General features: G+C 61.7%; 26 protein-coding genes. 13 read left to right on the top strand and 13 right to left on the bottom strand.

Annotated elements, in window-relative coordinates; all coding sequences use genetic code 11:
- Positions 1-19: 19 nt before the first annotated feature.
- From C8K44_RS13695 to C8K44_RS13655, 9 genes are all read right to left on the bottom strand, one after another.
- On the bottom strand, positions 20-2,128 hold the full coding sequence (locus C8K44_RS13695) for an ASKHA domain-containing protein (protein WP_109576344.1): 2,109 nt from the start codon (positions 2,126-2,128) through the stop codon (positions 20-22).
- A gap of 174 nt (positions 2,129-2,302) precedes the next feature.
- Entirely contained in the window at positions 2,303-3,271 is a 969-nt protein-coding gene (locus C8K44_RS13690) for a methyltetrahydrofolate cobalamin methyltransferase (protein ID WP_109576343.1), read from the bottom strand.
- A gap of 78 nt (positions 3,272-3,349) precedes the next feature.
- Positions 3,350-4,450 carry a methylenetetrahydrofolate reductase gene (locus C8K44_RS13685; RefSeq protein WP_109576342.1) on the bottom strand — a complete coding sequence of 367 codons (1,101 nt, stop codon included), beginning with the start codon at positions 4,448-4,450 and terminating at the stop codon, positions 3,350-3,352.
- Positions 4,447-5,031 carry a methylenetetrahydrofolate reductase C-terminal domain-containing protein gene (locus C8K44_RS13680; protein WP_109576341.1) on the bottom strand — a complete coding sequence of 195 codons (585 nt, stop codon included), beginning with the start codon at positions 5,029-5,031 and terminating at the stop codon, positions 4,447-4,449. The genes C8K44_RS13685 and C8K44_RS13680 overlap by 4 nt, the downstream gene beginning before the upstream one ends.
- Entirely contained in the window at positions 5,024-5,326 is a 303-nt protein-coding gene (locus C8K44_RS13675; RefSeq protein WP_109576452.1) for a virulence factor, read from the bottom strand. Before C8K44_RS13675 ends, C8K44_RS13680 begins: the two co-directional genes overlap by 8 nt.
- Before the next feature lie 135 nt (positions 5,327-5,461).
- Entirely contained in the window at positions 5,462-6,229 is a 768-nt protein-coding gene (locus tag C8K44_RS13670) for a formyl transferase (RefSeq protein WP_109576340.1), read from the bottom strand.
- A gap of 5 nt (positions 6,230-6,234) precedes the next feature.
- Positions 6,235-6,894, bottom strand: a complete 660-nt coding sequence (locus C8K44_RS13665; RefSeq protein ID WP_109576339.1) for an exopolysaccharide biosynthesis protein — start codon at positions 6,892-6,894, stop codon at positions 6,235-6,237.
- A gap of 129 nt (positions 6,895-7,023) precedes the next feature.
- Positions 7,024-7,599 carry a DUF4893 domain-containing protein gene (locus C8K44_RS13660; RefSeq protein WP_109576338.1) on the bottom strand — a complete coding sequence of 192 codons (576 nt, stop codon included), beginning with the start codon at positions 7,597-7,599 and terminating at the stop codon, positions 7,024-7,026.
- A gap of 46 nt (positions 7,600-7,645) precedes the next feature.
- Positions 7,646-8,221, bottom strand: coding sequence for a DUF1638 domain-containing protein (locus C8K44_RS13655; protein ID WP_245417477.1), 576 nt, complete (start codon positions 8,219-8,221; stop codon positions 7,646-7,648).
- Between the two features lie 147 nt (positions 8,222-8,368).
- Between C8K44_RS13655 and C8K44_RS13650 the strand changes: the two genes are divergently transcribed.
- A complete protein-coding gene (locus C8K44_RS13650) occupies positions 8,369-8,503 on the top strand; it encodes an entericidin A/B family lipoprotein (RefSeq protein WP_109576336.1) in 135 nt (44 codons plus the stop codon).
- Between the two features lie 66 nt (positions 8,504-8,569).
- On the opposite strand, the gene C8K44_RS13645 is transcribed toward C8K44_RS13650, so the two are convergent.
- On the bottom strand, positions 8,570-9,268 hold the full coding sequence (locus tag C8K44_RS13645; RefSeq protein ID WP_109576335.1) for a B12-binding domain-containing protein: 699 nt from the start codon (positions 9,266-9,268) through the stop codon (positions 8,570-8,572).
- Between the two features lie 251 nt (positions 9,269-9,519).
- Here C8K44_RS13645 and C8K44_RS13640 point away from each other — a divergent pair, with 251 nt between their 5' ends.
- The 10 genes from C8K44_RS13640 to C8K44_RS13595 all read left to right on the top strand — a co-directional run bounded on the left by C8K44_RS13640 (position 9,520) and on the right by C8K44_RS13595 (position 20,136).
- Positions 9,520-11,094: a trimethylamine methyltransferase family protein gene (locus C8K44_RS13640; protein WP_109576451.1), complete on the top strand. Its 1,575-nt coding sequence runs from the start codon at positions 9,520-9,522 to the stop codon at positions 11,092-11,094.
- Positions 11,095-11,187: 93 nt separating this feature from the next.
- A complete protein-coding gene (locus C8K44_RS13635) occupies positions 11,188-11,874 on the top strand; it encodes a 4Fe-4S dicluster domain-containing protein (RefSeq protein WP_109576334.1) in 687 nt (228 codons plus the stop codon).
- 124 nt (positions 11,875-11,998) lie between these two features.
- Complete coding sequence (locus C8K44_RS13630; RefSeq protein ID WP_109576333.1) at positions 11,999-12,676, top strand: FadR/GntR family transcriptional regulator; 678 nt, start codon at positions 11,999-12,001, stop codon at positions 12,674-12,676.
- The gene (locus C8K44_RS13625; protein ID WP_109576332.1) at positions 12,673-13,965 is read left to right on the top strand and encodes an MFS transporter; all 1,293 of its coding nucleotides are present in this window, start codon (positions 12,673-12,675) and stop codon (positions 13,963-13,965) included. Before C8K44_RS13630 ends, C8K44_RS13625 begins: the two co-directional genes overlap by 4 nt.
- Positions 13,966-14,051: 86 nt before the next feature.
- The gene (locus C8K44_RS13620; protein WP_109576331.1) at positions 14,052-14,792 is read left to right on the top strand and encodes a dienelactone hydrolase family protein; all 741 of its coding nucleotides are present in this window, start codon (positions 14,052-14,054) and stop codon (positions 14,790-14,792) included.
- A 115-nt stretch (positions 14,793-14,907) separates the two neighbouring features.
- Positions 14,908-16,086, top strand: a complete 1,179-nt coding sequence (locus C8K44_RS13615; RefSeq protein ID WP_109576450.1) for an NAD(P)/FAD-dependent oxidoreductase — start codon at positions 14,908-14,910, stop codon at positions 16,084-16,086.
- Between the two features lie 58 nt (positions 16,087-16,144).
- The gene (locus tag C8K44_RS13610; protein ID WP_109576449.1) at positions 16,145-16,705 is read left to right on the top strand and encodes an RNA polymerase sigma factor; all 561 of its coding nucleotides are present in this window, start codon (positions 16,145-16,147) and stop codon (positions 16,703-16,705) included.
- Positions 16,706-16,707: 2 nt separating this feature from the next.
- Positions 16,708-18,741: a VWA domain-containing protein gene (locus C8K44_RS13605; protein WP_109576330.1), complete on the top strand. Its 2,034-nt coding sequence runs from the start codon at positions 16,708-16,710 to the stop codon at positions 18,739-18,741.
- Positions 18,742-18,935: 194 nt separating this feature from the next.
- A complete protein-coding gene (locus C8K44_RS13600) occupies positions 18,936-19,355 on the top strand; it encodes a hypothetical protein (protein WP_109576329.1) in 420 nt (139 codons plus the stop codon).
- A gap of 190 nt (positions 19,356-19,545) precedes the next feature.
- Entirely contained in the window at positions 19,546-20,136 is a 591-nt protein-coding gene (locus C8K44_RS13595) for a PadR family transcriptional regulator (protein WP_109576328.1), read from the top strand.
- Positions 20,137-20,224: 88 nt separating this feature from the next.
- Here the strand turns inward: C8K44_RS13595 and bmt are convergent, their stop codons facing one another.
- The 3 genes from bmt to C8K44_RS13580 form a co-directional block, all read right to left on the bottom strand.
- The gene (bmt, locus tag C8K44_RS13590) at positions 20,225-21,244 is read right to left on the bottom strand and encodes a betaine--homocysteine S-methyltransferase (protein WP_199227088.1); all 1,020 of its coding nucleotides are present in this window, start codon (positions 21,242-21,244) and stop codon (positions 20,225-20,227) included.
- Between the two features lie 84 nt (positions 21,245-21,328).
- Entirely contained in the window at positions 21,329-21,928 is a 600-nt protein-coding gene (locus C8K44_RS13585) for an urea carboxylase-associated family protein (RefSeq protein ID WP_245417476.1), read from the bottom strand.
- Positions 21,929-21,988: 60 nt separating this feature from the next.
- On the bottom strand, positions 21,989-22,846 hold the full coding sequence (locus C8K44_RS13580) for a helix-turn-helix domain-containing protein (protein WP_109576326.1): 858 nt from the start codon (positions 22,844-22,846) through the stop codon (positions 21,989-21,991).
- A gap of 219 nt (positions 22,847-23,065) precedes the next feature.
- Between C8K44_RS13580 and C8K44_RS13575 the strand changes: the two genes are divergently transcribed.
- Both C8K44_RS13575 and C8K44_RS13570 read left to right on the top strand, forming a co-directional pair.
- Positions 23,066-24,076 (top strand): fatty acid desaturase, encoded by a 1,011-nt coding sequence (locus C8K44_RS13575; RefSeq protein ID WP_109576447.1) that lies wholly within the window; start codon positions 23,066-23,068, stop codon positions 24,074-24,076.
- A 47-nt stretch (positions 24,077-24,123) separates the two neighbouring features.
- Complete coding sequence (locus C8K44_RS13570) at positions 24,124-24,933, top strand: PhnD/SsuA/transferrin family substrate-binding protein (protein ID WP_109576325.1); 810 nt, start codon at positions 24,124-24,126, stop codon at positions 24,931-24,933.
- The last annotated feature ends 101 nt before the right edge of the window (positions 24,934-25,034 follow it).

Below are 25,034 nucleotides of genomic sequence, written 5' to 3'. Positions count from 1 at the left end.
TCAGCAATGAAGGTTTCGATTAGTCGCGGGAGCGGCGGGCCGCTCGTTCCTCGCGCGAGCGCCGGCGCGGAGAGGCGTCGGCGGTATCGGCATCGCCGCTGGTCGACTTGCGCGGCGGCAGCTTGACCACAGCCGACAACTTCGGAAACGGGTCAACCTTGTTGGGCAGCGCCATGGCGTCGATGAACAGTTGCTGGAAATGCGGTTCGAGCGCGGTCTCGATCTTTTCGATGCGGCCGACTTCGTTTTCGATCTCGCGGCGATGGTTGCGGTTGAGCAGCGCCATCAGCGCGCCAGTGCCGGCGGCATTGCCGACAGCCTTGACCTCGTCGAGATCGCAATCCGGGATCAGGCCGAGGACCATTGCGTATTTCGGATCGATAAACGAGCCGAATGCACCGGCAAAGCGGATCGTGTCGACCGTTTCCACCCCTTGCTTTTCCATCAGGAGCTTCACGCCGGCATAAAGGGCTGCCTTGGCAAGCTGGATGGCACGCACGTCATTTTGGGTGACGGTAATTCGCGGCTCGCCTTGGCGTCCTTCGCGTAGCAGGTACGAGAAGGTGCGGCCGTTCTGGATGATGCGCGGGCTCTTTTCCATGAGCGCACCGTCGATGACGCCGTCTTCGGTGATGATGCCGGAGAGATACATTTCGGCGACGACTTCGATGATCGCCGAGCCGCAAATGCCGGTGACGCCGGTGGTCCAGGAAGCTTCGTCGAAGCCGTCTTCATCAGACCATTTGTCGGTGCCGATGACGCGGTACTTCGGTTCCAGGGTCTCGGGATCAATGCGCACGCGCTCGATGGCGCCGGGGGCCGCGCGCTGACCCGAGGAGATTTCGGCACCTTCGAAGGCCGGGCCAGTGGGGGAGGATGCGGCGACGACCCGGTTCTTGTTGCCCAGGATGATCTCGGCATTGGTGCCGACATCGACCAGCAGCATCATCTTGTCCTGGCGATAAGGACCTTCGGACAGCGTGGCGCCGGCAGCGTCTGCGCCGACATGGCCGGCGATGCAAGGAAGCGTGTAGAGGCGCGCACCGCGATTGACCTCGATGTCGATCTCATGCGCCCAGAACTGCAGAGCGCCCGAGACAGCGAGCGCAAACGGCGCCTGGCCGAGTTCTGTCGGATCGATACCGAGGAACAAGTGGTGCATGATGGGGTTGGCGACAAAAACGCAGTCGAAGATATCCTCGCGATGGGCCTGGCCTTCATCGCAGACTTTGCCGATCAGCGTGTTGACCGCTTCGCGCACGGCCTTGGTCATGGCCTCGCGGCCGTCGGGGTTCATCATGACGTAGGACACGCGGCTCATCAGATCTTCGCCGAAGCGGATCTGCGGGTTTGACGTGCCAGAAGACGCGGCGATGCGGCCCGACAGGAGCGACACAAGATGCATGGCGATGGTGGTCGAGCCGATGTCGCAGGCGATGCCGTAGGCCTCGTTCTTCAAGCCGGGGAACAGGCCGATGATGAAGGGTCGTGACGAATCCATGTCGCGGTGAACCACCGCAGTCACGCCCCATTTGCCCGGGGTGACCTCAGGCTGGTCGGGCAGCTTGGTGCGCAGGATCTTCTGGACCTGGGCGATCAGGTGGGGCGCGACCAGCAGGTCTTTCCAGCCCCAGTCCTTTTCGAGCGCGACCTTCAGGCGGTCTAGGTCGCCGAGCGGCTTGTGCATGTCGGGTTCTTCGACCTCGACATAGCAGAGCTGGACGGCGGCGTTGCGCTCTATGACGCGGTCGGTGGCCGCCTTGCGCACGACCTGCGCGTTGATGACGGTGTCCTGCGGCACGTCGATGACGAGGTCACCCTGGATCGTCGCCGAGCATGAAAGCCGTCGGCCGTCCGGCAAGCCGCGGACCCGCTCGTAGCGCTCTTCCTTGGGGCCCTTGGGCGAGATGTGGTCGTTGGACGAGATGATCTTGTGCTTGGCGAAATTGCCTTCCTGCACCTCGACCTGACAGCGGCCGCAGGTGGCGCGTCCGCCGCACACGCTTTCGACATAGACGCCGAGCGTGCGTGCCGCGTCGAGCACAGGTGTTCCCACCGGGAACCGTCCGCGCTTGCCTGAAGGCATGAACAGCACAAGCGGGTCGGTGATGTTGGCGGGCGAATTCATGGCAATGCTCCAGTCTGCACCGGCCACGCGATCGGGTTGTCCACGTTCCGCGCGCCGGCATCTTCTCCCCGCAGCCGGTGAGAAGATAAATTTCGGGACGCCGCGCCCTGTGGCTCCCCTGCAGCGGGAGCGCAACCAGGATGATGCGCAGCGTTCCTGTTCACGATTGGCTGGCTATCCTCTTGCCATGCGGGCTTCGCGGCCACCGCGGCGGCGGCCGCCGGCGGCGTCGCCCGGGGCGTTGACGGCGACGGGTGCTGCCACCGCGTGGCCTCCTTCGGCAGGCTTGTAGTCCTTGTAGGTCTTGATCCAGTTGGTGCAGTGCTCGTCGGTGCCGTTCAGCACGTTGGCGCCGCGCACCGCTTCCATTTCCTGAGGACGCACCGGGTTCATGATCGCCGAGGTCATGCCGGCGCCGATGACCATCGGAATGAATGCGGCGTTGATGCCGTGGCGGTGGGGCAGACCAAACGAGATGTTTGACAGGCCGCAGGTGGTGTTGACCTTGAGCTCTTCGCGCAGGCGGCGCAGCAGCGCAAAAACCTGCCGGCCGGCATCACCGAGCGCGCCAATCGGCATGACCAGAGGGTCGACGACGACGTCGTGGGACGGAATGCCGAAGTCGGCGCAACGCTCGACGATCTTCTTGGCAACCGCGAAGCGGACGTCCGGATCCATCGAGATGCCGGTCTCGTCGTTGGAGATGGCAACCACAGGCACGTTGTACTTCTTGACCAGCGGCAGGATCGCCTCGAGCTTTTCTTCCTCGCCGGTGACGGAGTTGACCAGCGGTCGGCCCTTGGCGACCTTGAGCGCGGCTTCGATCGCAGCCGACACGGAACTGTCGATTGCCAATGGCAGGTCGACGAGGTTCTGGACGATTTCCAGCGTCTGCACCAGCAACGCCGGCTCGGTGGCATTCGGGTCAACCGCCGTCACGCCGGCATTGATGTCAAGCATGGTTGCGCCGCAAGCTGCTTGCTCCAACGCGTCCTTGATGACGGTCTCGAAATTGCCGGCGACCATCTCCGCAGCCAGCTTCTTTCGGCCGGTCGGGTTGATGCGTTCGCCGATCACGCAGAAGGGCTGGTCGAAACCGATGACGATTTCGCGGGTCGCCGAGGCGACGATGGTACGGGTCATGAATCCTCTCCGTGGGATATAAAGATTTCTTTATATCGTTATCTGGTTTCGTTCAAGCGCGGCAGCCGCGCCTGCCTGTCAGTGCGCGGTCTTCACCATGTCGACCTGCGTTTCGGTAACGTTGTCGTGGAGGATGTGCTCGAGCCGCTCGGCAACGCGCTGGTCGTCGGCGCGAGCCTCGCGCTTCCATGGCCGGCGGCCTTTCAGAACACCCGATTCATCGACGATTTCGGCGACATATTCCTCTTGCCGGTAGGCCATGACATGGACGCCAGACACCCCGGCAATCTCCTTGACCTCGTTGATGATGTCGATACAGAGCTGCTTACCTTCCTTTTTCTGGTCCTGGGCGCCCTCCAGGCGCTTGATGATCGAATCCGGAATGTGGATGCCCGGCACGTTGGCACGGATCCATCTGGCGGTCTTGGCCGAAGCCAGCGGGCCGACGCCAACCAGGATGAAGCATTTTTCGTCATAACCGAGATCGCGAACGCGGTTCATGAAGGTGCGGAACATCGGCACGTCGAAGCAGTACTGGCTCTGTACGAACTGTGCGCCAGCGGCGATCTTCTTGCCCATATGGACAGGCCTGAAATCATAGGGCGGGGCGAAGGGGTTGACCGCGGCGCCAAGGAAAAGCTGCGGCGGCGTCGTCAGCTTTCGGCCCGACAGGAATTTTCCGTTGTCACGCATGATGCGGACGGTTTCGAGCAGCGACATCGAGTCGAGATCGAACACCGGCTTCGCGCCGGGCTGGTCGCCTGCCTGCACACCATCGCCTGTGAGGCACAGGATGTTGGCGACACCCATTGCAGCGGCACCGAGAACGTCGCCCTGGATGGCGATGCGGTTCTTGTCACGGCAGGCGATCTGCATGATTGGTGCGTAGCCCATGCGGGTGAGCAGAGCACAGATGCCCACCGACGACATGTGGCAATTGGCACCAGAGGCGTCGACGGCGTTGATGCCGTCGACCCAGCCGTCGAAGATCTTGGCGCGGTTGTAGACGTCTTCGGGATCAGCGCTGTCGGGCGGGTTCAGTTCGGTGGTGACGGCGAACTCGCCACGGCGCAGCACACGCTCCAACCGGCCGCGCGACGAATGGCCGGGCAGGGGGTCGAGCGGCAGGTCGATGCCGTCGGGGTGCTCGTCGGTCTGACGCGGGCGCGGCGGGGTCATGCGACTTCCTTGCTGGCGGTTTCGTGCGTCGCCGCAGCTTGAGCGGTTACCCTCAGCCAAGCCGAGGTTTCGCGCAGCGACTGGTCGACCGGCTTCTGGACGTTGAGGATGGCGTCGCCCTTGACCATGTTGCGCGAACCTTCCCAGGCCTTGACCCAGACGCAGGGCATGTCCGGCTCGACCTCGCAATTGCCATTGGCACGCACGCCGCCGCATGGGCCGTTGCGCAGCTGCTTGGGGCAGTTCATCGGGCAGGACATGCCGGTCGAAGACAGCACGCACTGGCCGCACATACGGCAGTCGAACATCAGGCCCTTGACGCGCTTCTCGACGAATTTGATCGGAGCCTCGACGCGGCCATAGCCGATCTTCTTCCACAGCGGGTGAAGCATCAGGAAGGCGTCGGCGAACCTGCTGTAGAACCATTCGAGCAGGCGCGAATGACGTATCGACCACAGCCGCACGGTGTAGCTGCGCTGGACACGGCGCTGCGGCGACACGTCGGCTGGCTTGTAGTCGCTTTTGAGCGCGGCCTTCTTTACCAAAGTCGCCTGGGTTACTGTCGGCTGGGTATCAACCATCTTCCTTGCCGCCTGCCTTGACGAGAGCGACCAGCCGCTCGCGTGTGAAGTTTGCATCGATCTCGGCCATAGCCTTATCGGCTTCGGCTTCAAGGTCGTCGCTGACCGTAACCGGTTGGGCTTTGCGCCACTCCGCCAGATAGGCGTCGGTGTCGCCGGCACCAGTACGCATGGCGCACATGTCGATCGCTTCGGTGAAACGCAGCGGCAATTCGCGCTTGGCGTTCTGCCGGCCCTTCTTGACGATGACCTGTGCAGGGATGTCGCGCCAGTAGACGATGATCAGGTCGGCCATTTCAGTCTCGCTTTCAGTGATGTTGAGCTTTGCCGCAACCACGGGGGTGCCGCTTGTTATGGGACGACGCGCGCGCATTCAAAAGCGACGCGGCGCAATGTCGCAAAAGATAGAGGGTGGGTTGGTGCCGCCGCGCTACCAGACGCCGCGACGGATACCTGTCCAAAGGTACTGCCAGATGGTGGGGTGGTACCATTGTCGGGACGGCAGGCCGGTATCGATCGGCGTCAGCCGCCCCATGAGCGCGTCTTCGATGGCCTTGGCGCAGATCGCGCGGGAAAAGGCCGCCTGGCGCATGGCGTAGCTGGCAATCGTGTCGCCTTTGGCTGGCTTGCCCCTGGACTGGAACAGCACCTCGCCGGTGTCGACGCCGCTGTCGACCAAATGCACAGTCGAGCCGAAATTCTCCAGGTCACCGGTTGCCAGCGCCCAGTAGCCGCCGTTCATGCCGCGATACTTCGGATTGATGCCGGAATGATAATTTATGACCGGGCAGGGGATGGCGGCGAGTGTTTTGGCTGACAAAAGCCGACAGCCCGCGAGGAACACCACGGCAGGGTCAAGCTTGCGGACCGTCTCGACAAGTTCAGGGCCATCGGCCGAGAAAACCGAAACGATCTCCTGGCCGTTGCGTGGCCCGGTTTCCAGCCTCTCGTCGGCGACAAGCCGTTCGACGCCGCCATGCATGAAGCGTTTTGCGAGGCGGATCAGCACCATGGTGCCAAACTGGCCGGCGACGGACACCCATCCGAGCTTGCTGGCGCGGCGCATCAGAAGTTGGCGCTTTGAATAGGGCGCTTCGAGAACGACTGTTATCGGCCCGAAGCGGTCGGTCAAACTGTTGATGATGGCCCAGATGTGTTCGCCACCTTCGGTCACGAAGACGATCGGCCTGCGATCCATCCGGCCTATCCCAGCCAAGCGAGGAAGGCGTGGGTGGCAAAGCCGGCGCCGCCCACCACCAGACAGACGACGGCAAGCGAGGCCACGCCGACGACGCTGCCCACGGCAAACAGAATGCCGTCGCGTTCAGACAAGGCCAGACCAAGAAGCGCGGTTGCAAAAGCCGGCAGCCAGTTGCCGAACGGGATCGGAAGGGTGATCGACACGGACAGGATGAGTGCGATGATGCCGATCACGCGGTCGCCGCGTTTGCGCCAGAACGGCCAGTAGCGTGGCCGCACCACCTCTTCGAGGCGGATGAGCCTTGGGATGACCCAATCGGTGACGGTGCGAAACTGTTCGGCTGAAAGCGAGCGCTGCGTGATGAAACCGGGCAGCCAGGCGCGATTGCTGCCAAAGGCCATCTGTGCCGCAACGATCAAGAGCGGCAGGCCAAGCACGGCGGAGGCCCCTGGAGGCAAGGGCAGCATGTTGAATGCGGCAAACAGGACCAAAAGCGGCGCGAAGCTGCGCTTACCCAAAGTGTCGCGGATGTCTCCGATGGAGATGTTGCCTTTGGCGTCACGGGCGAGCTGAGCGAATATTGCCGAAAGGCGCCTGCCACGCCGATGCTTCGGCGCTGCATCGATATTGCCAGCGTCGCGTTCGTTGTCTTGACTTCGCATACAGCCCTTCAGCCCATTTGCGGCGCGTCTTCATGCGCGCCTGTCCCCATCACAGTGTGCGATGGCCAGGTTAATCCTTGATGACCCCGGGAAGGCCCAATTTGATGTTGCCCAGCGCCGAATGCAATCTCAGCGACGAAATTCTATGATGTCGAGCTTGGATTCATATTCCGGGGCGGGGAATTCGATGCGCCAGGAGGCCGGGCCGCTACGGAACGCATAACCGATCTGGTCGGTGGCCGGACCTTTGCCATATGCCTTGGGTTTCTCGCCGGATACGTAGCCCGATCCGAGATAGATCAGGCGAACATCGCTGTCGGTGTAAAAGCGGCCTTTTGTGCGCTGGGAGCCCGAGATCTTTTCCAGCATCCAGCCCGAGCCATCGTCGGTAACCTTGCACTTGAACCAGTCATAGACGACCAAACTACCTAGTCCACCGGCCTTGATCGTGCGGCACTGCCAGTTTCCGGTCATGTCGAAATCGGAAAAAGACATCGGTTGCTTTGCCACGACCTCATCCAGTATGGCGACTTCGCGGGCCAGGCCGGTCTTGGCCTCTTGCAGCGCTTCCTTGCGCGTAGCGTCGTACCTTTCGAGCCTGGCCTTGTCGGGGGGCGTCATCAGCTTCTGTACTGCGCCGTCGGCATGGGCTGCGCTGGAAGATGCCGCGAGAATCGTTGCCAGAATCAGGTTGCGAAAAAACATGAATGTCTCCCTGAATGGCCGGACCTCAGGGGAGGAATCGGGCGCTTTAATGATCTGCCGCAGCGGCAGCGGCATTGGCAAGAGCCTGGGGCAGGTCGCCATAACCTGTTGCGCGACGCTCATAGACGAGGCCAAGCATGATCGCCGCATCTTCGGCGACCTTGTCGAGAGCGGGGTCGTTTGTCTGGGCGAGATAGATCAGCTTTTCATAGTTGCCGAAATAATCGGTCACCAGTTCCGGATGCCGGTCGAGGCCAAGGGGCTTGATGAAAAAGGCCTCGAACTGCCGGCACAAGAAGTCGGTCATGTAAAACGACATCATGTCGGCCTCGCCGACTTCGGCATAGGCGGCGGCGCCCTGATAGAAGGCGAAGCAGTGCGGACCGGCAATGCGCTCGACGCCGTGTTTCTCGCAGACACGGTCGAGCAGGCCGCCGGTGCCACAATCGGCGTAGCCGACATAGATGTGGCGGTAGCCTTGCGCCTTTGCTTCCGTAATCGCCTTGTCCATGGCGGGGGCGATCCGGTCGGGGCGGAAATGGTAGTCAGCCGGCAAGCAGGTTAGTTCGAGGTGATCGAGCCCGAGCTGTTGCTTAACCGCCAGAATTTCGCGCGCGATCATGCCACAGCCGATGACGAGCAATTTATCGCCCGGCGATCTCTCGCTTGGACTGTGTTTTTGCTTTTGCTGCGCGGTCATGGAACCAGTTTAGCCGGTTTTCGTTCCAGATAGGCAAATATTGCAAACACGATGAGGGAGATACCATCAATGAAACTGTCGCGTCTTGTACCGATCGCCGCCGTTGCCTGTGCTCTCGCACTATCGGCCTGCGCCAATACCGTTCGAGGCGCCGGCAAGGACGTCAAGAGCACGGTAAACGCTGTCGAGGACACAGTCCGCTAAGGGCCACGCCGCCCCAAAGTTCAGACTGGCATGATGGGCCGCATTGCAAGGTGCGGCCCTTCCATGTCAGGCCGAGGCGCGCAGATTGTGCTTGCGCTTCATATAGTCCTTGGCCGTTTCGACAGCCACCGCCGCGTCGCGGCAATAGGCGTCGGCGCCGACAGCCTTGCCGAATTCCTCGTTGAGCGGCGCACCGCCGACGAGCACGACAAAGTCGTCGCGGATGCCCTTTTCCTTCATCGTGTCGATGACGACTTTCATGTAGGGCATAGTCGTGGTCAGAAGCGCCGACATGCCGATGATGTCGGGCTGATGTTCCTCGATGGCGTTGAGATAATTCTCAACCGGGTTGTTGATGCCGAGGTCGATGACGTCGAAGCCGGCACCTTCCATCATCATGCCGACAAGGTTCTTGCCGATGTCGTGGATGTCACCCTTGACGGTGCCGATCACCATTTTGCCCTGCTTGGGCGCGCCGGTGGCTGCAAGCAGCGGTCGCAGGATGAACATGCCGGCCTTCATGGCGTTTGCAGACAACAGCACCTCGGGAACAAACAGGATGCCGTCGCGGAAATCTTCGCCGACGATGCGCATGCCCTCCACCAGGGCCTCGGTCAGCACCTTGTAGGGCGCCCAGCCGCGCTCGAGCAGGATGTTGGTGCCTTCCTCGATCTCTTCCTTGAGCCCGTCATAAAGGTCGTCGTGCATCTGCTGCACGAGTTCGTCGTCGGAAAGCTCGGACAGGATGATTTCGTCGTCGGACATCTTCGGAGGCTCCCTCGGGGCGGCGCCAGAATGTGGCGGTCGGCTACTGCGCTATACCTAGCTTGCAAGTGCAGCAAATCCATAGCTGATTTGCGACCTCCTGCAAAACGAAAGCGACTGATAACTTGTCGACTTGCTTGTCGATTTTGCGACAGGCGTTGGCGCTGGCGGGCCGTTTCGATATGGGTGCATGACTACGATCCGACGAGGAGCCGCGACCGGCGGCCAAACGTGTTTCAGGGATGACGGCGATGACAGAAAACCTCGTGACCGATCAGGAAGCGTCGAGCGCGCGGCGCGGGCGCGGTGCAAGCGGCGGAGCAGCGGCAAGACGTGCGGCGCGGTCAGGCGGCGGCCCCGGCACCCAGCTCACCTACATCAAGCGCCAGATCAACGTTTACGAGGTCCTCAACGAGGAAGGGCTGGCGCTCATCGAAAAGAACGCCGACACCGTGCTCGAGGAGATCGGCATCGAGTTTCGCGACGACGCCGAAGCGCTGCAGCTGTGGAAAGAGGCCGGCTGCGACGTGAAGGGCGAGCGGGTGCACTTCCCCAAGGGACTGTGCCGCTCGCTGCTCAAGACCGCGCCGTCCATCTATACGCAGCATGCCCGCAATTCCGAGCGCTCGGTGCAGATCGGCGGCAATGCGACGGTCTTTGCCCCAGTCTACGGCCCGCCTTTCGTGCGCGACCTCGACGGCAACAGGCGCTACGCGACAATCGAGGATTTCCGCAATTTCGTGAAGCTGTCCTACATGGCGCCCTCGATCCACCATTCGGGCGGCACTGTGTGCGAGCCTGTCGACGTACCGGTCAACAAACGCCACCTCGACATGATCTATGCGCACATCAAATATTCCGACAAACCGTTCATGGGTTCGGTGACCGCGCCCGAGCGCGCGGAAGACACGATCGCGATGGCCAAGATCGTCTTCGGCGATGATTTCGTTGAGAACAACACCGTTCTGACCAGCCTGATCAACGCCAACTCGCCGATGGTGTTCGATGAGACCATGCTGGGTGCGCTCAAGGTCTATGCGCGCCACAATCAGGCCTGCATCGTCACGCCGTTCATCCTTGCCGGCGCGATGAGCCCGGTAACTGTTGCCGGTACACTGACCCAGGTTCTGGCCGAAGTTCTGGCTGGCGCGTCCTTCACCCAGCTGATCAAGCCGGGCGCACCGGTGTTGTTCGGCACTTTCGCCTCGTCGATCTCGATGCAGTCGGGCGCGCCGACCTTCGGCACGCCAGAGCCGTCGCTGGTGTCTTACGGTGCCGCTCAGCTGGCGCGTCGGCTTGGTCTGCCGTTCCGCACCGGCGGTTCGCTCTGCGCTTCCAAGGTTCCGGATGCGCAAGCGGCCTACGAAAGCGCCAACACGCTGAACTCGACTATCCTGGCCGGCACGAATTTCGTCCTGCACTCGGCCGGCTGGCTCGAAGGCGGTCTCGCCTCCTGCTACGAAAAGTTCATGATGGATATCGACCAACTGGGCATGCAGCAGAAGTTTACCGAGGGCGTCGACCTGTCGGAGAACGGTCAGGCCATGGATGCCATCCGGCAGGTCGGGCCGGGAAGCCATTATCTTGGTTGCGATCACACCCAGGCGAATTTCCAGACGGCGTTCTACCGCTCCAGCATCGCCGACAACAATTCCTACGAGCAGTGGCTGGCCGAGGGGCAGAAGACGGCACCGCAGCGAGCCAACGAACTCGCCCGCCGCTGGCTCGAAAGCTACGAAGCGCCGTATCTCGATCCAAGCATCGACGACGGCCTCAAGGACTTCATCGCGGCCAAGAAGGCGTCGATGCCCGACGCCTTCACGTGAAAGGAGCCCGTTTCAGGCGGGGCTAAAGTCGCCAACATCATTCACAAGGAAGTCTGGCGGAGCGCATTCTCCGATCCGGGCAAGAGGTGATTTTTGTCGTCGCTCGTGCCTGACGATGTTGCCGCTGCGTTGGATGAACATGGCCTCATCCAGCGCGGCGGCTTCAGTTTCGACGAGCGGGACGACGCGCCGCCAGGACGGTTTGGCGACCGCGCCAAATCGGTCCTGCTGGTCGGCCAGGCAGGGGCCGCACCCTGGCCGCACTTCTTGCGCTGGCGCGTGCGCCAGCCGGACAATCTGAAAAATCCACTCGATACATGGTCGCGCGAAGTCATCGGCGAGGTGGCGATGTCATTTGGCGCGCGCGCTGTGTCGCCTTCAGACACGCCCTATCTACCGTTCCAGCAATGGGCGATGCGCGCGGAAGGCCTCATGCCGTCGCCGCTCGGCATTCTTATGCATCCGGAATACGGCCTGTGGCATGCCTATCGCGGCGCCCTGCTGTTCGATTTCGACATTGAAATCGGAACTCCTCAGAAATCGATTCATCTTTGCGATGCATGTGACCGAAAACCTTGCATGAAAGCGTGTCCGGCCGATGCCTACTCGCCTGTCGGCTTTGCCTATGAGGACTGCCTCGGCCATGTGCGTGGGCCCAACGGTGCGCCATGCCGCACCGGCGGCTGTCTCGATCGCAACGCCTGTCCATTTGGCACCGACTATCGCTATCCGTCAGAAGTACAGACCTTTCACATGGCAAGTTTTGCCGGGCTCGGCTGATCGAGGTTCGGCGGCAGCGAACCTGGCATCCTCTTCTCCTGCGACCTGTCCCAATCGACGCATTGACGGCAGACGGTAGCGGGCCTATTGCCAAAGTCATCTGATGACTTGATGAGTTGACGTCATGCAGCCTGCCCTCCGAACCAATCTTGCCGACAGTGCCGCCGACAGCCTGCGTGCTGAGATCGTCAGCGGCCGCTGGGCGGTGGCCGAGCGCATTCCCAACGAAGCGGCGCTCAGCGATCTCTTGTCGGTGAGCCGCGGTACGGTGCGCGAAGCGGTAAGGATGCTTGTATCGCAGGGCCTGCTGGACACACGGCAGGGCTCGGGCACATATGTGCGCTCCGCTGTCGATCCTTCGGCCGCCCTCGACCGGGTCAAGCGAGCCGGATTGCGAGATCAGTGGGAGGCGCGGGCAGCACTCGATGTCGAGGCCGCGCGGCTAGCCGCCCTGCGCCACAGCACCGACGATCTCGACCGCATGCGCCAATTGCTTGCCGCGCGCGGCACGGTCGCCGATGGCGGCCGCGAGGCTTTCATCCGACGCGACATCGCCTTCCACAAATCGATCGTCGCGGCGTCCGGCAACCGGGCGATCATGGATATCTACGACTTCTTCACGGCCTCCATCTCGGAGACCATCCAAGCTACGCTAGGTGGTGATCTGCCCGAGCCGGACCATCAGGCCCATGCCGATATCATCGATGCCATCGCTGCCAGCGATCCCGACGGCGCGGTTGCCGCCGTCCGCGCTTTCATGGCGCCGGTGCTTTTCGAACTCGAAAGACTGCTTATTCAATGAACCAGACTTTACGCCAGCAGCTCGGGACTGTCGCCGGTCTCGACGAACAACTCATCGATGCCGAGGCAGACAGCCTGCCAAAGCCGCAGCCGCCGGTGCTGCGCAGTCGCTCAGCCCAGATCGTTCTTGGCGCGAGCCTTGTGCTGATCGCATTCAACCTCAGGCCGCTGTTTTCGAGCCTGTCGGTGCTGTTGCCGGAGGTGATGAAGGAAACCGGTCTTTCGACCATAGGCGCGAGCCTGCTGACGACGTTGCCCGTGTTGTGCCTGGGGCTGTTTGCGCCTTTTGCGCCGAAACTGGCCCAGCGCTTCGGTGCCGAACGCACGCTGCTTGGCGCGCTTGCCTTGCTGGCTCTGGGGACTGGGTTGCGATGGTTCGGCTCCGTTCCGCTACTTTTCGTTGCCACTTTTCTCGCCGGAGCTGCCATCGCCATCGGCAACGTACTTCTGCCGGGGTTGGTGAAGCGCGATTTCGCCAACAAGGCTGCGATGATGACAGGGCTCTACACCATGGCCCTGTGCGCAGGCTCGGCAGCCGCAGCCGGCCTTACGCTGCCGATCGAACATCTGTTCACGGGCTCGTGGTCGGGTGCGCTTGCCGCCTGGGCGGTGCCCGTCCTGATCGTATTGCTGATCTGGACGCCTCAGGCTCTGGGGCGCCGGCAACAGGCTAGCCATAGCGGTTTTCGCGTGGTTGGGCTGTGGCGCGATCGCCTGGCCTGGCAAGTGACACTGTTCATGGGATTGCAATCCGCGCTTGCCTATTGCGTCTTCGGCTGGCTAGCTCCGATCCTGCGGGAGCGCGGTTTCGACGCCGCTACAGCGGGCGCCATTGTTTCGGTGTCGGTCATGGCGCAGGTGGTGACCTGCCTTGCGGTGCCGTCATTTGCCGTTCGCCGCAAAGACCAGCGCGGCGTCAATGTCGCGCTCGTCGTTGCTGCCGTGGTCGCCTTGCTGGGGATCTTGTTTGCGCCGACGTCGACCGTGCTTTTCTGGGCAATCCTGCAGGGCATCGGACAGGGCGGCCTGATTGCGGCGGCCATGACGCTGATCGTGCTGCGCTCGCCGGATTCGCATGTTGCGGCGCATCTGTCGGGCATGGCGCAAGGCGTCGGCTATGTGCTCGCTGCATTCGGCCCGCTTCTGGTTGGTTTGATCAGGGGCTGGACGGGCAGTTTCTCGGCGTCGGCATTCCTGTTCGTGGGACTCGGCATTGGCGTTGCCGTCATGGGGCTTGGTGCAGGGCGCGCGCTGCACGTTAGCGCCAGGACGGTTCGGATCCAGGATTGACTACTCCCAAACTGTTCTCGTCATGGTGATGTTGCTGTAGCCGGCAAAGTCCCTATGTATTTCCGCAACAGCAACGGAGACAGTTCATGGCCACGGCAACCAAGCGCGACATCGCTATCAAGACCTCTGACGGCGTTGCTAGGGCCGGGCTGTTCCGAACCTCCGAAAAGGCGCGTTCGGGCGTCATTCTCTACATGGATGCGTTCGGGCCGCGCGCGGCACTCGATCGGATGGCTGAACGGCTTGCCGGCGAGGGTTATGCCGTTTTGGTGCCTGACCTGTTCTACCGCAGTGGCGCCTACGGGCCGTTCGACGCGAAAACAGCCTTCGTCGTGGAAAAGACCCGCGCGGAACTGCGCGCGCTGATTGGGGCAACGACCCAAGAGATGACCGCGCGCGACACCGGTGCGTTCCTCGACGCACTCGCAGCGGAAGGCGTCACCGGGCCCGTCGGCACGGTAGGCTATTGCATGGGCGGCAGCCGTGCGCTCAACGCGGCTGCGGCGCATCCAGCGCGCATAGTTGCTGCGGCCAGCTTTCATGGCGGCAATCTGGCTGGCGATGCGGCAGACAGCCCGCACCGCCAGGCGAGCAGGATCAAGGCCAGGGTCTATGTCGGTACAGCTGGTGTCGACGGCAGCTTTCCGCCCGAACAGTCTGCAATCCTGGCCGAAAGCCTGCGCACAGCCGGTGTCGACCACATCCTCGAAAACTATGTCGGCATGGGCCACGGCTGGTGTGTCTCAGATCACGGCGTCTACGATGCGGCCGGTGCTGAACGGCACTGGAAGCGCCTGACGACGTTTTTTGCCGAAACGCTGGCGTAATTTTGCAACTTTGCCATCCCGACAGGTTCGGTTATCAGGCACAGGAATAGCTTTGACCGACCAACAGGGTTCGCGCGCCGGGCAGGCGCTGGCGATCCAGCGGGAACAATCCGAAATGCAGTCTTTTGATGTCGTGGTGATCGGCGCCGGCGCCGCGGGAATGATGTGCGCCGTCGAAGCAGGCAAGCGCGGCCGTTCGGTGCTGATCGTCGACCATGCAGGTGCACCAGGCGAAAAGATCCGCATCTCGGGCGGTGGACGCTGCAACTTCACCAACATTCATGCGAGTCCGAAGAATTTTCTCTCGCAGAACCCGCATTTTTGCATCTCGGCGCTGAGCCGCTACACCCAGCGCAATTTCATCGCTCTCGTCGAGCGCTACGGTATTGCCTACCACGAAAAGACGCTCGGACAGCTGTTCTGCGATGGCTCGGCGCGCCAGATCATCGACATGATGGTCGAGGAAATGCAGGCCAACGGTGTCGAACTGCGCTTGTCGACCACTGTTGAAACTGTCAGCAAGACCGCTGATGGGTTTGAGTTGGCTCTGTCCGGCAGCCGGGTGGCGTGCAAGTCATTGGTGGTGGCGTGCGGCGGGAAGTCGATCCCCAAGATGGGGGCGACCGGCTTTGGATATGAACTGGCGTCGCAGTTCGGATTGCCTGTAGTCGAAACACGCCCGGCTCTCGTGCCGCTGACCTTCGATGCCAACACCTTGCAGAAGCTGACACCACTTGCCGGCATTGCCGTCGATGCGGACGTCGCCTGTGGCAAGACGAGCTTCTCCGAAGCCATGCTGTTTACGCACCGTGGCATCAGCGGCCCGTCGATCCTGCAGATTTCTTCTTACTGGCGCGAGGGTGACGAGATCGCGATCTCTATGCTGCCAGGTACCGACGTGGCCGGCCTGTTGCGCGAGGCCAAGCGCGCCAATGGACGGCAGGCGGTGCAAACGGCGCTTGCCGCGCATCTGCCGAAGAAACTGGCGCAAGCGATTGCCGAACGCACCGGCTTTGACGGCAACCTCGCCGATCTGTCCGATACGCAGCTCAAGTCAGTCGATGCGGCAGTCAACGCCTGGCGCATCAAACCGGCCGGATCGGAAGGCTATCGCACGGCCGAGGTGACGCTTGGCGGTGTCGACACCAGGGTGCTCGACCAAAAGACGATGCAAGCCAAATCCGTGCCTGGGCTGTACTTTATCGGCGAGGTCGTCGACGTCACCGGTTGGCTCGGCGGCTACAATTTCCAGTGGGCCTGGTCGTCGGGGTGGGTTGCCGGGCAGGCCGTCTAGAAGAAATTTTCGCGCGACCCCAAGGATTGCCAGAAAGCTTTCGTCCAACGGACAAATGATGGCGATGATGCTGGACGAAAGCGAAGCCTCCGATAGCGATCTGATCGGACGAGCACGCGAAGGCGACAGGACGGCTTTCGGCGAACTGGTCGAAAGGCACTATGGATTCGTCCACCGCGTCGCCTGGCGCTGGTGTGGCAACAGGTCGGATGCCGAGGATATCGCCCAGGAAGTCTGCGCGCGCCTTGGCCGGGCCATTCGCGACTATCGCGGGGGCGCAGCCTTCACCACCTGGCTCTATGCGATGACGCTGAACGCGGCGCGTGACATGCAGCGCAAGTCGGCGCGGGAGACGGCGAAGACCGCTGCCTACGGCGTCCATGCCTTGGTTTCGGGACATGGCCCGTTGGCGCCCGAAGACCCAGCCGAACGGCTCTGGGAAGCTGTGCGCCGATTACCTGACAAGCAGCGCGACGCGGTCCTGCTCATATACGGCGAGGGGCTGAGCCACGCAGCGGCGGCCGATGCGATGGGCATCGCCGAGGCCACGGTGTCCTGGCACATCCATGAAGCGAAGAAACGGCTGAAGCTGCTCATGCGCTCGGCCGGGGAAGAGTGACCATGGTCGACGACAACGAACTCGACATGCTCCGAAACATATCTTTGCCTTTGCCGCGCGCTGACGCCAAGGCGCGCGCGCTGGCTGCTGCCATGGCTGCCTACGACCTCGAAAAAAATCCGGCGGCCACCCAAGGATCGGGGAAAGGGCACCGTCTCACAGGGCGAGCGCAAAAGCTCTGGAGAGACATCATGCAAAAGAAGCTGATCGCAGCACCCGCCCTTGCCGGACTGGTGGCCCTGCCAATCGCCGGCTACGCCACATTCTATCTGATGGAGGGGACCCCGTTCAATTTTGGCGCGGACAAGGAAATCGCGCAGACGCCTTCCGGGCGTGCAAAAGAAGCGCCGGCCAGCGCGCTGAAGAAAGCCGATGCGGAAGTAGCCCAGGTTGCCTCGCCCGAACCACTGGCGTCGCAGGCGGCGAAGCCCGAAGCGGATGCTGCTACCCAGGAGGCAGTTGCCATGAACGAGGCAGCGCCAGCGATGCCGGCGCCGGCGCCTCTTGCGGATGCTGCGTCGCAGATGAGCCGAATGGCTGCACCGGATCTGACGACCCAGTTGCAAGGCTTGATCGCGCCTTCCGACATTCCGATGCCGCAGGCTGAAAACCGCGATCGGGTCGAGGAATTCAAGGCCAATCCGGTGCGCTCGGTGCTGGAAGATCCGGTCTCCACTTTCTCGGTAGATGTCGATACGGCGTCTTATTCCTTCGTTCGCCGTTCGCTGAAGGAAGGTGTACTGCCGCAGGCCGATACCGTGCGTGTCGAGGAGTTGGTCAACTACTTCCCCTATGACTGGAAGGGGCCCGACAACGCTTCGACGCCGTTCAACACCACGGTCAGCGTCATGCCGACCCCGTGGAACGAACACACCAAGCTGATGCACGTCGCCATAAAAGGTTACGAGGTCAAGCCGGTCGAACAGCCCAAGGCCAACCTGGTCTTCCTGATCGACGTTTCCGGCTCGATGGACGAGCCGGACAAACTGCCGCTGTTGCGCTCGGCATTCCGGCTCCTGGTCAACAAGCTGAGCCCCGATGATACCGTCTCGATCGTCACTTATGCAGGTGATGCCGGGACTGTGCTGGAACCGACCAAGGCATCGGACCGCACAAAGATCCTGCAGGCGATCGACACGTTGACACCAGGTGGCTCGACGGCGGGCGAGGCGGGTATCCGCGAGGCCTACAGGCTGGCGCAGAAATCCTTCGTCAAGGACGGCGTCAACAGGGTGATGCTGGCGACCGATGGTGACTTCAACGTCGGTCAGAGCGACGACGAGGATCTGAAGCGACTGATAGAGGAGAAGCGCAAATCTGGTGTGTTCCTGTCGGTGTTCGGCTTCGGACGCGGCAACCTCAACGACCAGATGATGCAGACCATCGCCCAGAACGGCAATGGCACGGCTGCCTATATCGACACCTTGGCCGAGGCGGAGAAGGTACTGGTCGAGGACGCTTCCTCGACGCTGTTCACCATCGCCAAGGATGTGAAGATCCAGGTCGAGTTCAACCCGCAGGCGGTCTCGGAATATCGCCTGATCGGCTACGAAACACGTGCGCTCAACCGCGAGGATTTCAACAACGACCGTGTCGACGCGGGCGAGATCGGTTCGGGTCACTCGGTGACGGCGATCTACGAGATCACGCCCAAGGGGGCACCGCAGCAGATCGATGACCTGCGCTACGGGGAGGCAACCGCCGGCAACGGTGGCGTCTCGAACGCCGACGAGTATGCCTTCGTCAAGATCCGCTACAAGGCACCCGACGACGACACGAGCAAACTGATGTCCACGCCTGTGACCAAGGCAAACGAGGTGGCAAGCTTTGATGGCGCCGGTACCGACCAGCGCTTCTCGATCGCGGTCGCGGCATTTGGCCAAAAGCTGCGCAATGAGGATACGACGGCGAAATTCGGCTTCGACAAGATCACCGAGATCGCGACAGCTGCGCGGGGCAGCGATCCGTTCGGATACCGGGCCGAATTCCTTTCGCTGGTGCGTCTGGCTTCGGCGCTCGAGGATGCAAAGCGCTAGCCGAGTCGATATCTCGCTAAGACTTCAAGCTTGCGAGATGGCTGGTGCCGTGCACTTGCCATCTCGATGGCAAAGCCGAAAAACATAGTGTTTCTAAGGTATTATCGGGAATTCCGATCAAATGCCATTTTTTATTGAAAGGGCTTCACAACCCTTCCACGCTAAAGTCGGGTGAATTGCGCAAGGGGAAGTGAATGTTGATTGGCGGTCCGGGCGCCAGCTATAGTCAGGTTGTCCGCCTGAGCGACAGGCTGGTGCCGGTTGTAGAGGGCCGGGTTGAGCCGAAGCCGCAACAGACATCTGTCACCGCCGCCTCGCTGCAGGAACCGGTTGCGCGCAGCAGCTATGTCCACGTGCAGACCAAGCCGGCGCAGTTCTTTGCGATCTCCAGCGTAGCGGAAGCCGAGGCCAGTGGATCACGCAAGGTCGACAAGGATGTCGAAGATGCCCACCGGACTGCCTTGTCGGCGCTCAACAACGAACGCTTCCGCCATGCTCTGGAACTGCTTTCCGATGTTGGAACGTCGGACGCGGTAGTGATGTTGCAACGGGCGGAAGGTTCGGGAACCGACTTCAGGTCAGCGCGCGCAATCTACGCTGAAAACAACGAATAACAGGGGGGCTGGGGCGGCCTGATCGCCTCGATCATGCACCATCGGATAAAGGCCGGCGAGGGAAACCTTGCCGGCCTTTTCGCATTCCCCGTGGGAGGCCCCGGAGAAAATTATTACGTTGTATCTTGCAAAAGATATATCTTTGAATAGATATGGATGCATGAAGCAACAATCCTGGAGAGGTACTCACATGTTCACCCCACATTTCAACAATCGCTGCGGCGGTGGCTGGTCGATGTCCGGACAGTCCGACGACAGCAGCAGGGCAGGCGGACGCCATGGCCGAGGCGGTCCGTTTGGACGGCATCGCGGTGGGCCTTTTGGCGGTCGCGGGCCGCGCATGTTCGATCCCGGCGCGCTGCGCCTGGTCGTGCTCGGCCTGATCGCCGAGGAGCCGCGCCATGGCTACGACATCATCAAGGCACTGGAAGCCAAGTTCCAGGGCGCTTACAGCCCGAGCCCGGGTGCGATTTATCCTATGCTGCAGATGCTGGAGGAGGCGGATCTCGTCGCGTCGGTCGCCAATGGCAACAAACGTCTCTATTCGATCACCGGGCAGGGGCAGGCCTATCTGGCCGAGCATGCGGACGAGCTCGAAAAGATTAACGCGCAGATCGACGAGGCTTCGGCGCAAGTGGGCGGCGTTGCAATAGGCGAAGAGTTCAGGGCTTTGAAATTCGCACTGTTTACCCGCCTGCGCGGCGGTTCATTCAATGCGGCTCAGGCCGAAAAAGCCCGAGAAATTCTCAAGAAGGCGCGGCGCGACCTCGAAGACCTGTAGGTCGGCTGGCAACGCCCGTAAAAAAGCTCCCGCTATCTTAGGGGAGCTTTTCCTTGTTGCTCGTCAGAGTGTGTAAGCAAAAGCCCCGTCAGGCGCGGCCACGACGACGTTCGCGACGGCCTTCGCTGCTTTCGGCGGTGTTCGGAGCCGCAAGCTTGTTGCGCATCGGACCGATGCGCTCGACAATTGCCTCGACCGTCGGGCGTACATCCTTCTTGTGGGCGTCGAGCGCCTTGCGCATAGCCGCCAGATGTTCGAACGAGGTGCCGCAGCAGCCACCGATGATCTTCGCGCCGCCGTCGACCGCAAGGCGGACATAGTCTGACATCAGTTCAGGCGTGCCCGAATAGTGAATCTCGGTGCCGCGGAATTCCGGGATGCCGCAATTCCCCTTGATGATGATGGTGGCATCCGGCTTGGCTTCGCTCATGTCGAGCAGCGAGGCAAGGATATCGGATGCGCCGACGCCGCAATTGGCGCCAACACCGAGCGGATTTTCGGCAAGGCCGTCGACGACGCCGTGGATGTCCTTGGGCAGCAGGCCCATCATGGTACGTCCGGCGGTGTCGAACGAGCCGGTGTAGGTGTAGGGCAGGCCAACACGAATGGCGGCCTCGGCGGCGGCGCGGATTTCGTCCGGCGCCGACATGGTTTCGATCCAGGCGACTTCAGCACCGCCAGCCTTGAGGCCTTCGATCTGTTCGGCAAAAGCGTCGACAGCCTCGTCGTAGGTCATGGCGCCAAGCGGAACCAGAAGCTCGCCGGTCGGGCCGACGGAGCCGGCGACGATGACGCGGCGATCGGCCTTGTCGGCGACGGCGCGCGCGATTTCGGCGGCACGCTTGTTGAGCGCGTGCACGCGGTCCTGGGCGTGGTGGAGCTTGAGCCGGTGACGGGTGCCGCCGAACGAGTTGGTGAGGATGATGTCGGCGCCGGCCTCGACGAACTTCTGGTGCAGAGCCGTGATCTTTTCCGGCGCGCTTTCGTTCCACAGCTCGGGCGCTTCGCCGGCTTCGAGGCCCATGGCGAACAGATTGGTGCCGGTTGCGCCATCGGCAAGCAGCACACCCTTTTCGGCCAGCAGGGCATCGATCGGATTGGTCGTCATCGCAGCGACTTTCATATCTGGAGAGTGGAAGGTGATATAAAGAAGTCTTTATATCCAGTCAATGATTGCATTCGAGGAACGGCGCTACCGCGCGGTTGTGACCTCGACCTCGATCTCCGTACAGATACCGCCATTTGTGGGATAGTGGTCGACTGAACATGCGGTGACGACCAGCACAAGGTCCCGTTCGGCGCGCAGAGTGACGTTGCCGCCGGGCGGGTTGATCGAGGCAAACACGTCGATGCGGCCGTCCGGCTGCGGAAGCGAGTTTTGAAACAGGTCGACCGGATCAGGCGTGAAAGGCAGGGCAAGGCCTTCGGAAGCGAGGGCGGCGTGCAAATTGTCCTGGCAATTGGGATGATCCTGAAACCCGGCGCGCACATAAAGCGCATGATTGCAGGCGGGATAGAGCATGTCGTGCGGGCCCGGCGAGGCATCCTCGACAAGCGTCAGCAATGGCTCTCCTGTCGTTCCGTAGAAGTGCTCGCCGACCTTCGGAAACAGGCGCTCGCCGATGTCGCGGGTATTCGACGTGCTCAGCCAATCCCGCATGTCGGTGGTGAACGCCCAGAGGTCGGCGACCTGCTGGCCCTTGGGGTCGATGATGCGAACAAGGTCGCCGCGTGAGACGCGGATGGAGCGTCCAGACTGTGCTGGCACCACTATACGATACTGGCTTGTCACGGTTTTCCTCGGAATGCGCGTGCACGCTGGCGCATTGGAACGCCAAATTCAACCTGGCGATTAGGTCCAGCCGGCCGGAAACGACGCGACTGCCAGTCGTCTCGCAAACGCAGCCGTCTCATGCGCGTTGATGTCGGCCGCACGGATGAGGTTGTCGAAATGCCGGGTCAGCGTCCGGATCGGCTCGGTGGCGTAGAGCACGAGATACATGTCGCCGACATAGATCGCGGCGCGGGAATGGCCGAAGATCGTATAGGGCACGGAATAGCGCATGCGCCCGTCATAGAGAAACAGCCGGAATGTCGGGTAGAGGTCGTCGAGCAGGTCGGCCATGTGGCGCAGCTGCTGCTTGCGGTCGGTGTCGGGAAAACCAGACCATACGCCGAGCCCACGCGCGAAAATCTCGAGGGTATGGCGCGGCATGCAGACCTCCATGTCGGTCTCGGGTCTGCGGTTGTAGTCGATGCGGTACTGCGTCTCGCCGGCCTGGATCTCGCGGTTTTTGTTGGAGATGTTGGCTTCGTAGTCGATCAGCGCTTCGGTGCGCAGAAGATCGGGAATGCCTGCGGGCACGTAGCGAATCTTGGTGCCGGCGGCCTCGGCATGCCATTTGGCAATCAGCGTGCGTTCGAAGCCGCCGGATGCCTCTTCGATCTCCAGGCTCTCGCGGATTTCGCCTGTCACGCCTTCGTCCTGGCTGAGGCCGAGCAGCCAATCGAGCGACACCTTATGGGCGGTGGCGATCGTCAGCAGCGTTTCGGCGCGCGGCAGGCGGATCGTTGCCCCCGACAGCAATTGCGATAGCGCCGAACGGTCGATGCCGACCGATGTGGCAAACGCCGACTGGTTGAGGCCTGAGCGTTGCAACAGCGCCTTGAGACGCTCCCTGAACACTTCGGATAAATCGCGCTTGTCCATGTCCTGTCCAAAGGGGGAATGGTTTTTGCGAACGTCTGGTTCCCGGTTCACCCAAGATAGTTCTACGTCGCCAATTGTTCACTAAACATAACATTTGCGGATTAAGAAGCGCAATGTAAACAATCTGTGCGCATTGTCTCGTTGCAGAAACGCAAGCCTACTGACAGCATTATGTCAGGAATCATCGAGTTCCAGGCATCGAAGGACAGCAGGCAGAGCATGGCAAAGAGGGGAAACAAACGCGCTACGACCACGGCGGTCGAATGGCCGACGGTGTTTCTCATTTTCGCCTGCTACGGTGCCTGGTTCGTGTCCGGCATGTTGCTCTGGCCGGACTATCCGTTGATTGCCCTTGCCTTGATGGCACTGACGGTGGCGCTGCAGTCGTCGCTGGTGCACGAGGTCCTGCATGGCCATCCGACCCGCGACGCGAGCATCAACGAGGCGCTGGTTTCATTGCCGATCGGTCTTGTCTGGCCATACCGCCGCTTCAAGACCATCCATCTGCGCCATCACGCCGACGAGCGCCTGACCGATCCGTTCGACGATCCCGAAAGCTATTATCGCGCGCTGTGGCAGCATAATGATCTGCCGGAGGCGATGAAGCTCTTGCTGCGGATCAACAACACCATGGCAGGTCGCTTCGTGCTGGGGCCGCTACTTGCTTGCGTCGGTTTCTTCATCGACGATGCCAAGGCTGTCATCGGCGGCGACAAGGCGATCCGCAAGGCATGGCTGTTGCATGGCGCCGGCCTCTTGGTGATCGTGCCGATCGTCCAGCTTGGCTTCGGTATTCCCCTCTGGCTCTACATCCTGGTTCCGGTCTGGCTCGGCCAGTCGCTGATTTCGATCCGGACCTTTGCCGAGCATCAGTGGTCCGAGCACCCGGAGGGGCGCACGGTGATCGTCGAACGTTCGCCTTTGTCGCTGCTGTTCCTCAACAACAACCTGCATTTCGTGCATCACAAGAGCCCGACGGTTGCCTGGTACAAGCTGCCGGCGCTGTTTCGCTCCCGGCGCGAGGAGTGGCTCAGGATGAACAAGGGCTACGCCTACCCGAATTATTTCGCCTTGATCAAAGCCTACGCATTCCGCGCCAAGGAACCGGTCTGCCATCCCGCACTGCGCCGTGCGCCAGAACAGGGCAGGGCATTTGTGCCGCGCGTCAGGGCACGCAACGTCAACGGGCTTGGCACTTCTCCTGTGCCCGCGGAGCCGCCGAAGGAATAGTTCTCCCTTCGCTTGCCAGTTGCTGCATTCAAGCCTGAAATGACATCATGACCGACTTCATCGCCGCATTGCCGATGTATGACTGGCCCGAATTGCGCGGCGAGGTCGATGCGCAATGGGCCAAGCTGCGAACGGCGATCCGCAAATCAGGCTTGGACGCGCCCGAAAGCCTTGTCAGGCGCAACGGCGACATGCCGCCCGTTGCTGGCGGCATCCGCGATGCATCCGGCAGCGTCATTGCACCCGATCCAGCGACGCTGCCGCCGGACGAGTTCGATTTGCCGACGTTGTGGCGGCACCCCAAGCTGTTGTTCGGCCAGACCTGCTGGGGTCCTATGGAAACCACAGGCCTGGCGGCTCATGTCAGGGTGATCGGCCAGCCAAGTTATGACGGCATTGAAGGCGGCCGGGGAGAACTCTATTCAAGCGCCATTGTCATCCGGCGCGGGGTAGTCACCGCGGACCATGCGCACGCGCCAGAGGGCGATGCGCCACTCATCCCGCTCGATCTGATCGGCGGCAAGCGGTTCGCCTTCAACAGTCGCGATTCGATGTCCGGCTTCATCGGCATTTCGCGCGATCTTGCCGCGATGGGCGAAGGGCTGCGGCTTTTTCCCGAACGGATCGAAAGCGGTGGCCATCGCGCATCGATCGTCGCGATCGCGGAAGGCCGTGCCGATGTTGCCACCATCGATTGTCAGAGCTGGGCACTGGCGCAACGTTTCGAGCCGGCTGCAAAGGGCGTGCTGGTGGTCGGCTGGACCGGCAAGCGCAAGGGCTTGCCCTATATCACGGCACTTTCCTCGCCGATGACGGGCATGCCCCGACAGGGTGCGACGACGCCGACAAGTCCTTAAGGCTCACTAGTGATATCACTGAATTCATGACGTTGCGTCATTGCAAAAAGGTCGCAACGGGTGGTTTGGGGTTGCCAATTCGTTAATTGGCGAGACAAGCG

The organism is Aminobacter sp. AP02 (assembly GCF_003148805.1).
Lineage (GTDB): Bacteria > Pseudomonadota > Alphaproteobacteria > Rhizobiales > Rhizobiaceae > Aminobacter.
Note: the sequence above shows the minus strand (reverse complement) of the source record. Positions and strands in the feature narration are given on the sequence as shown.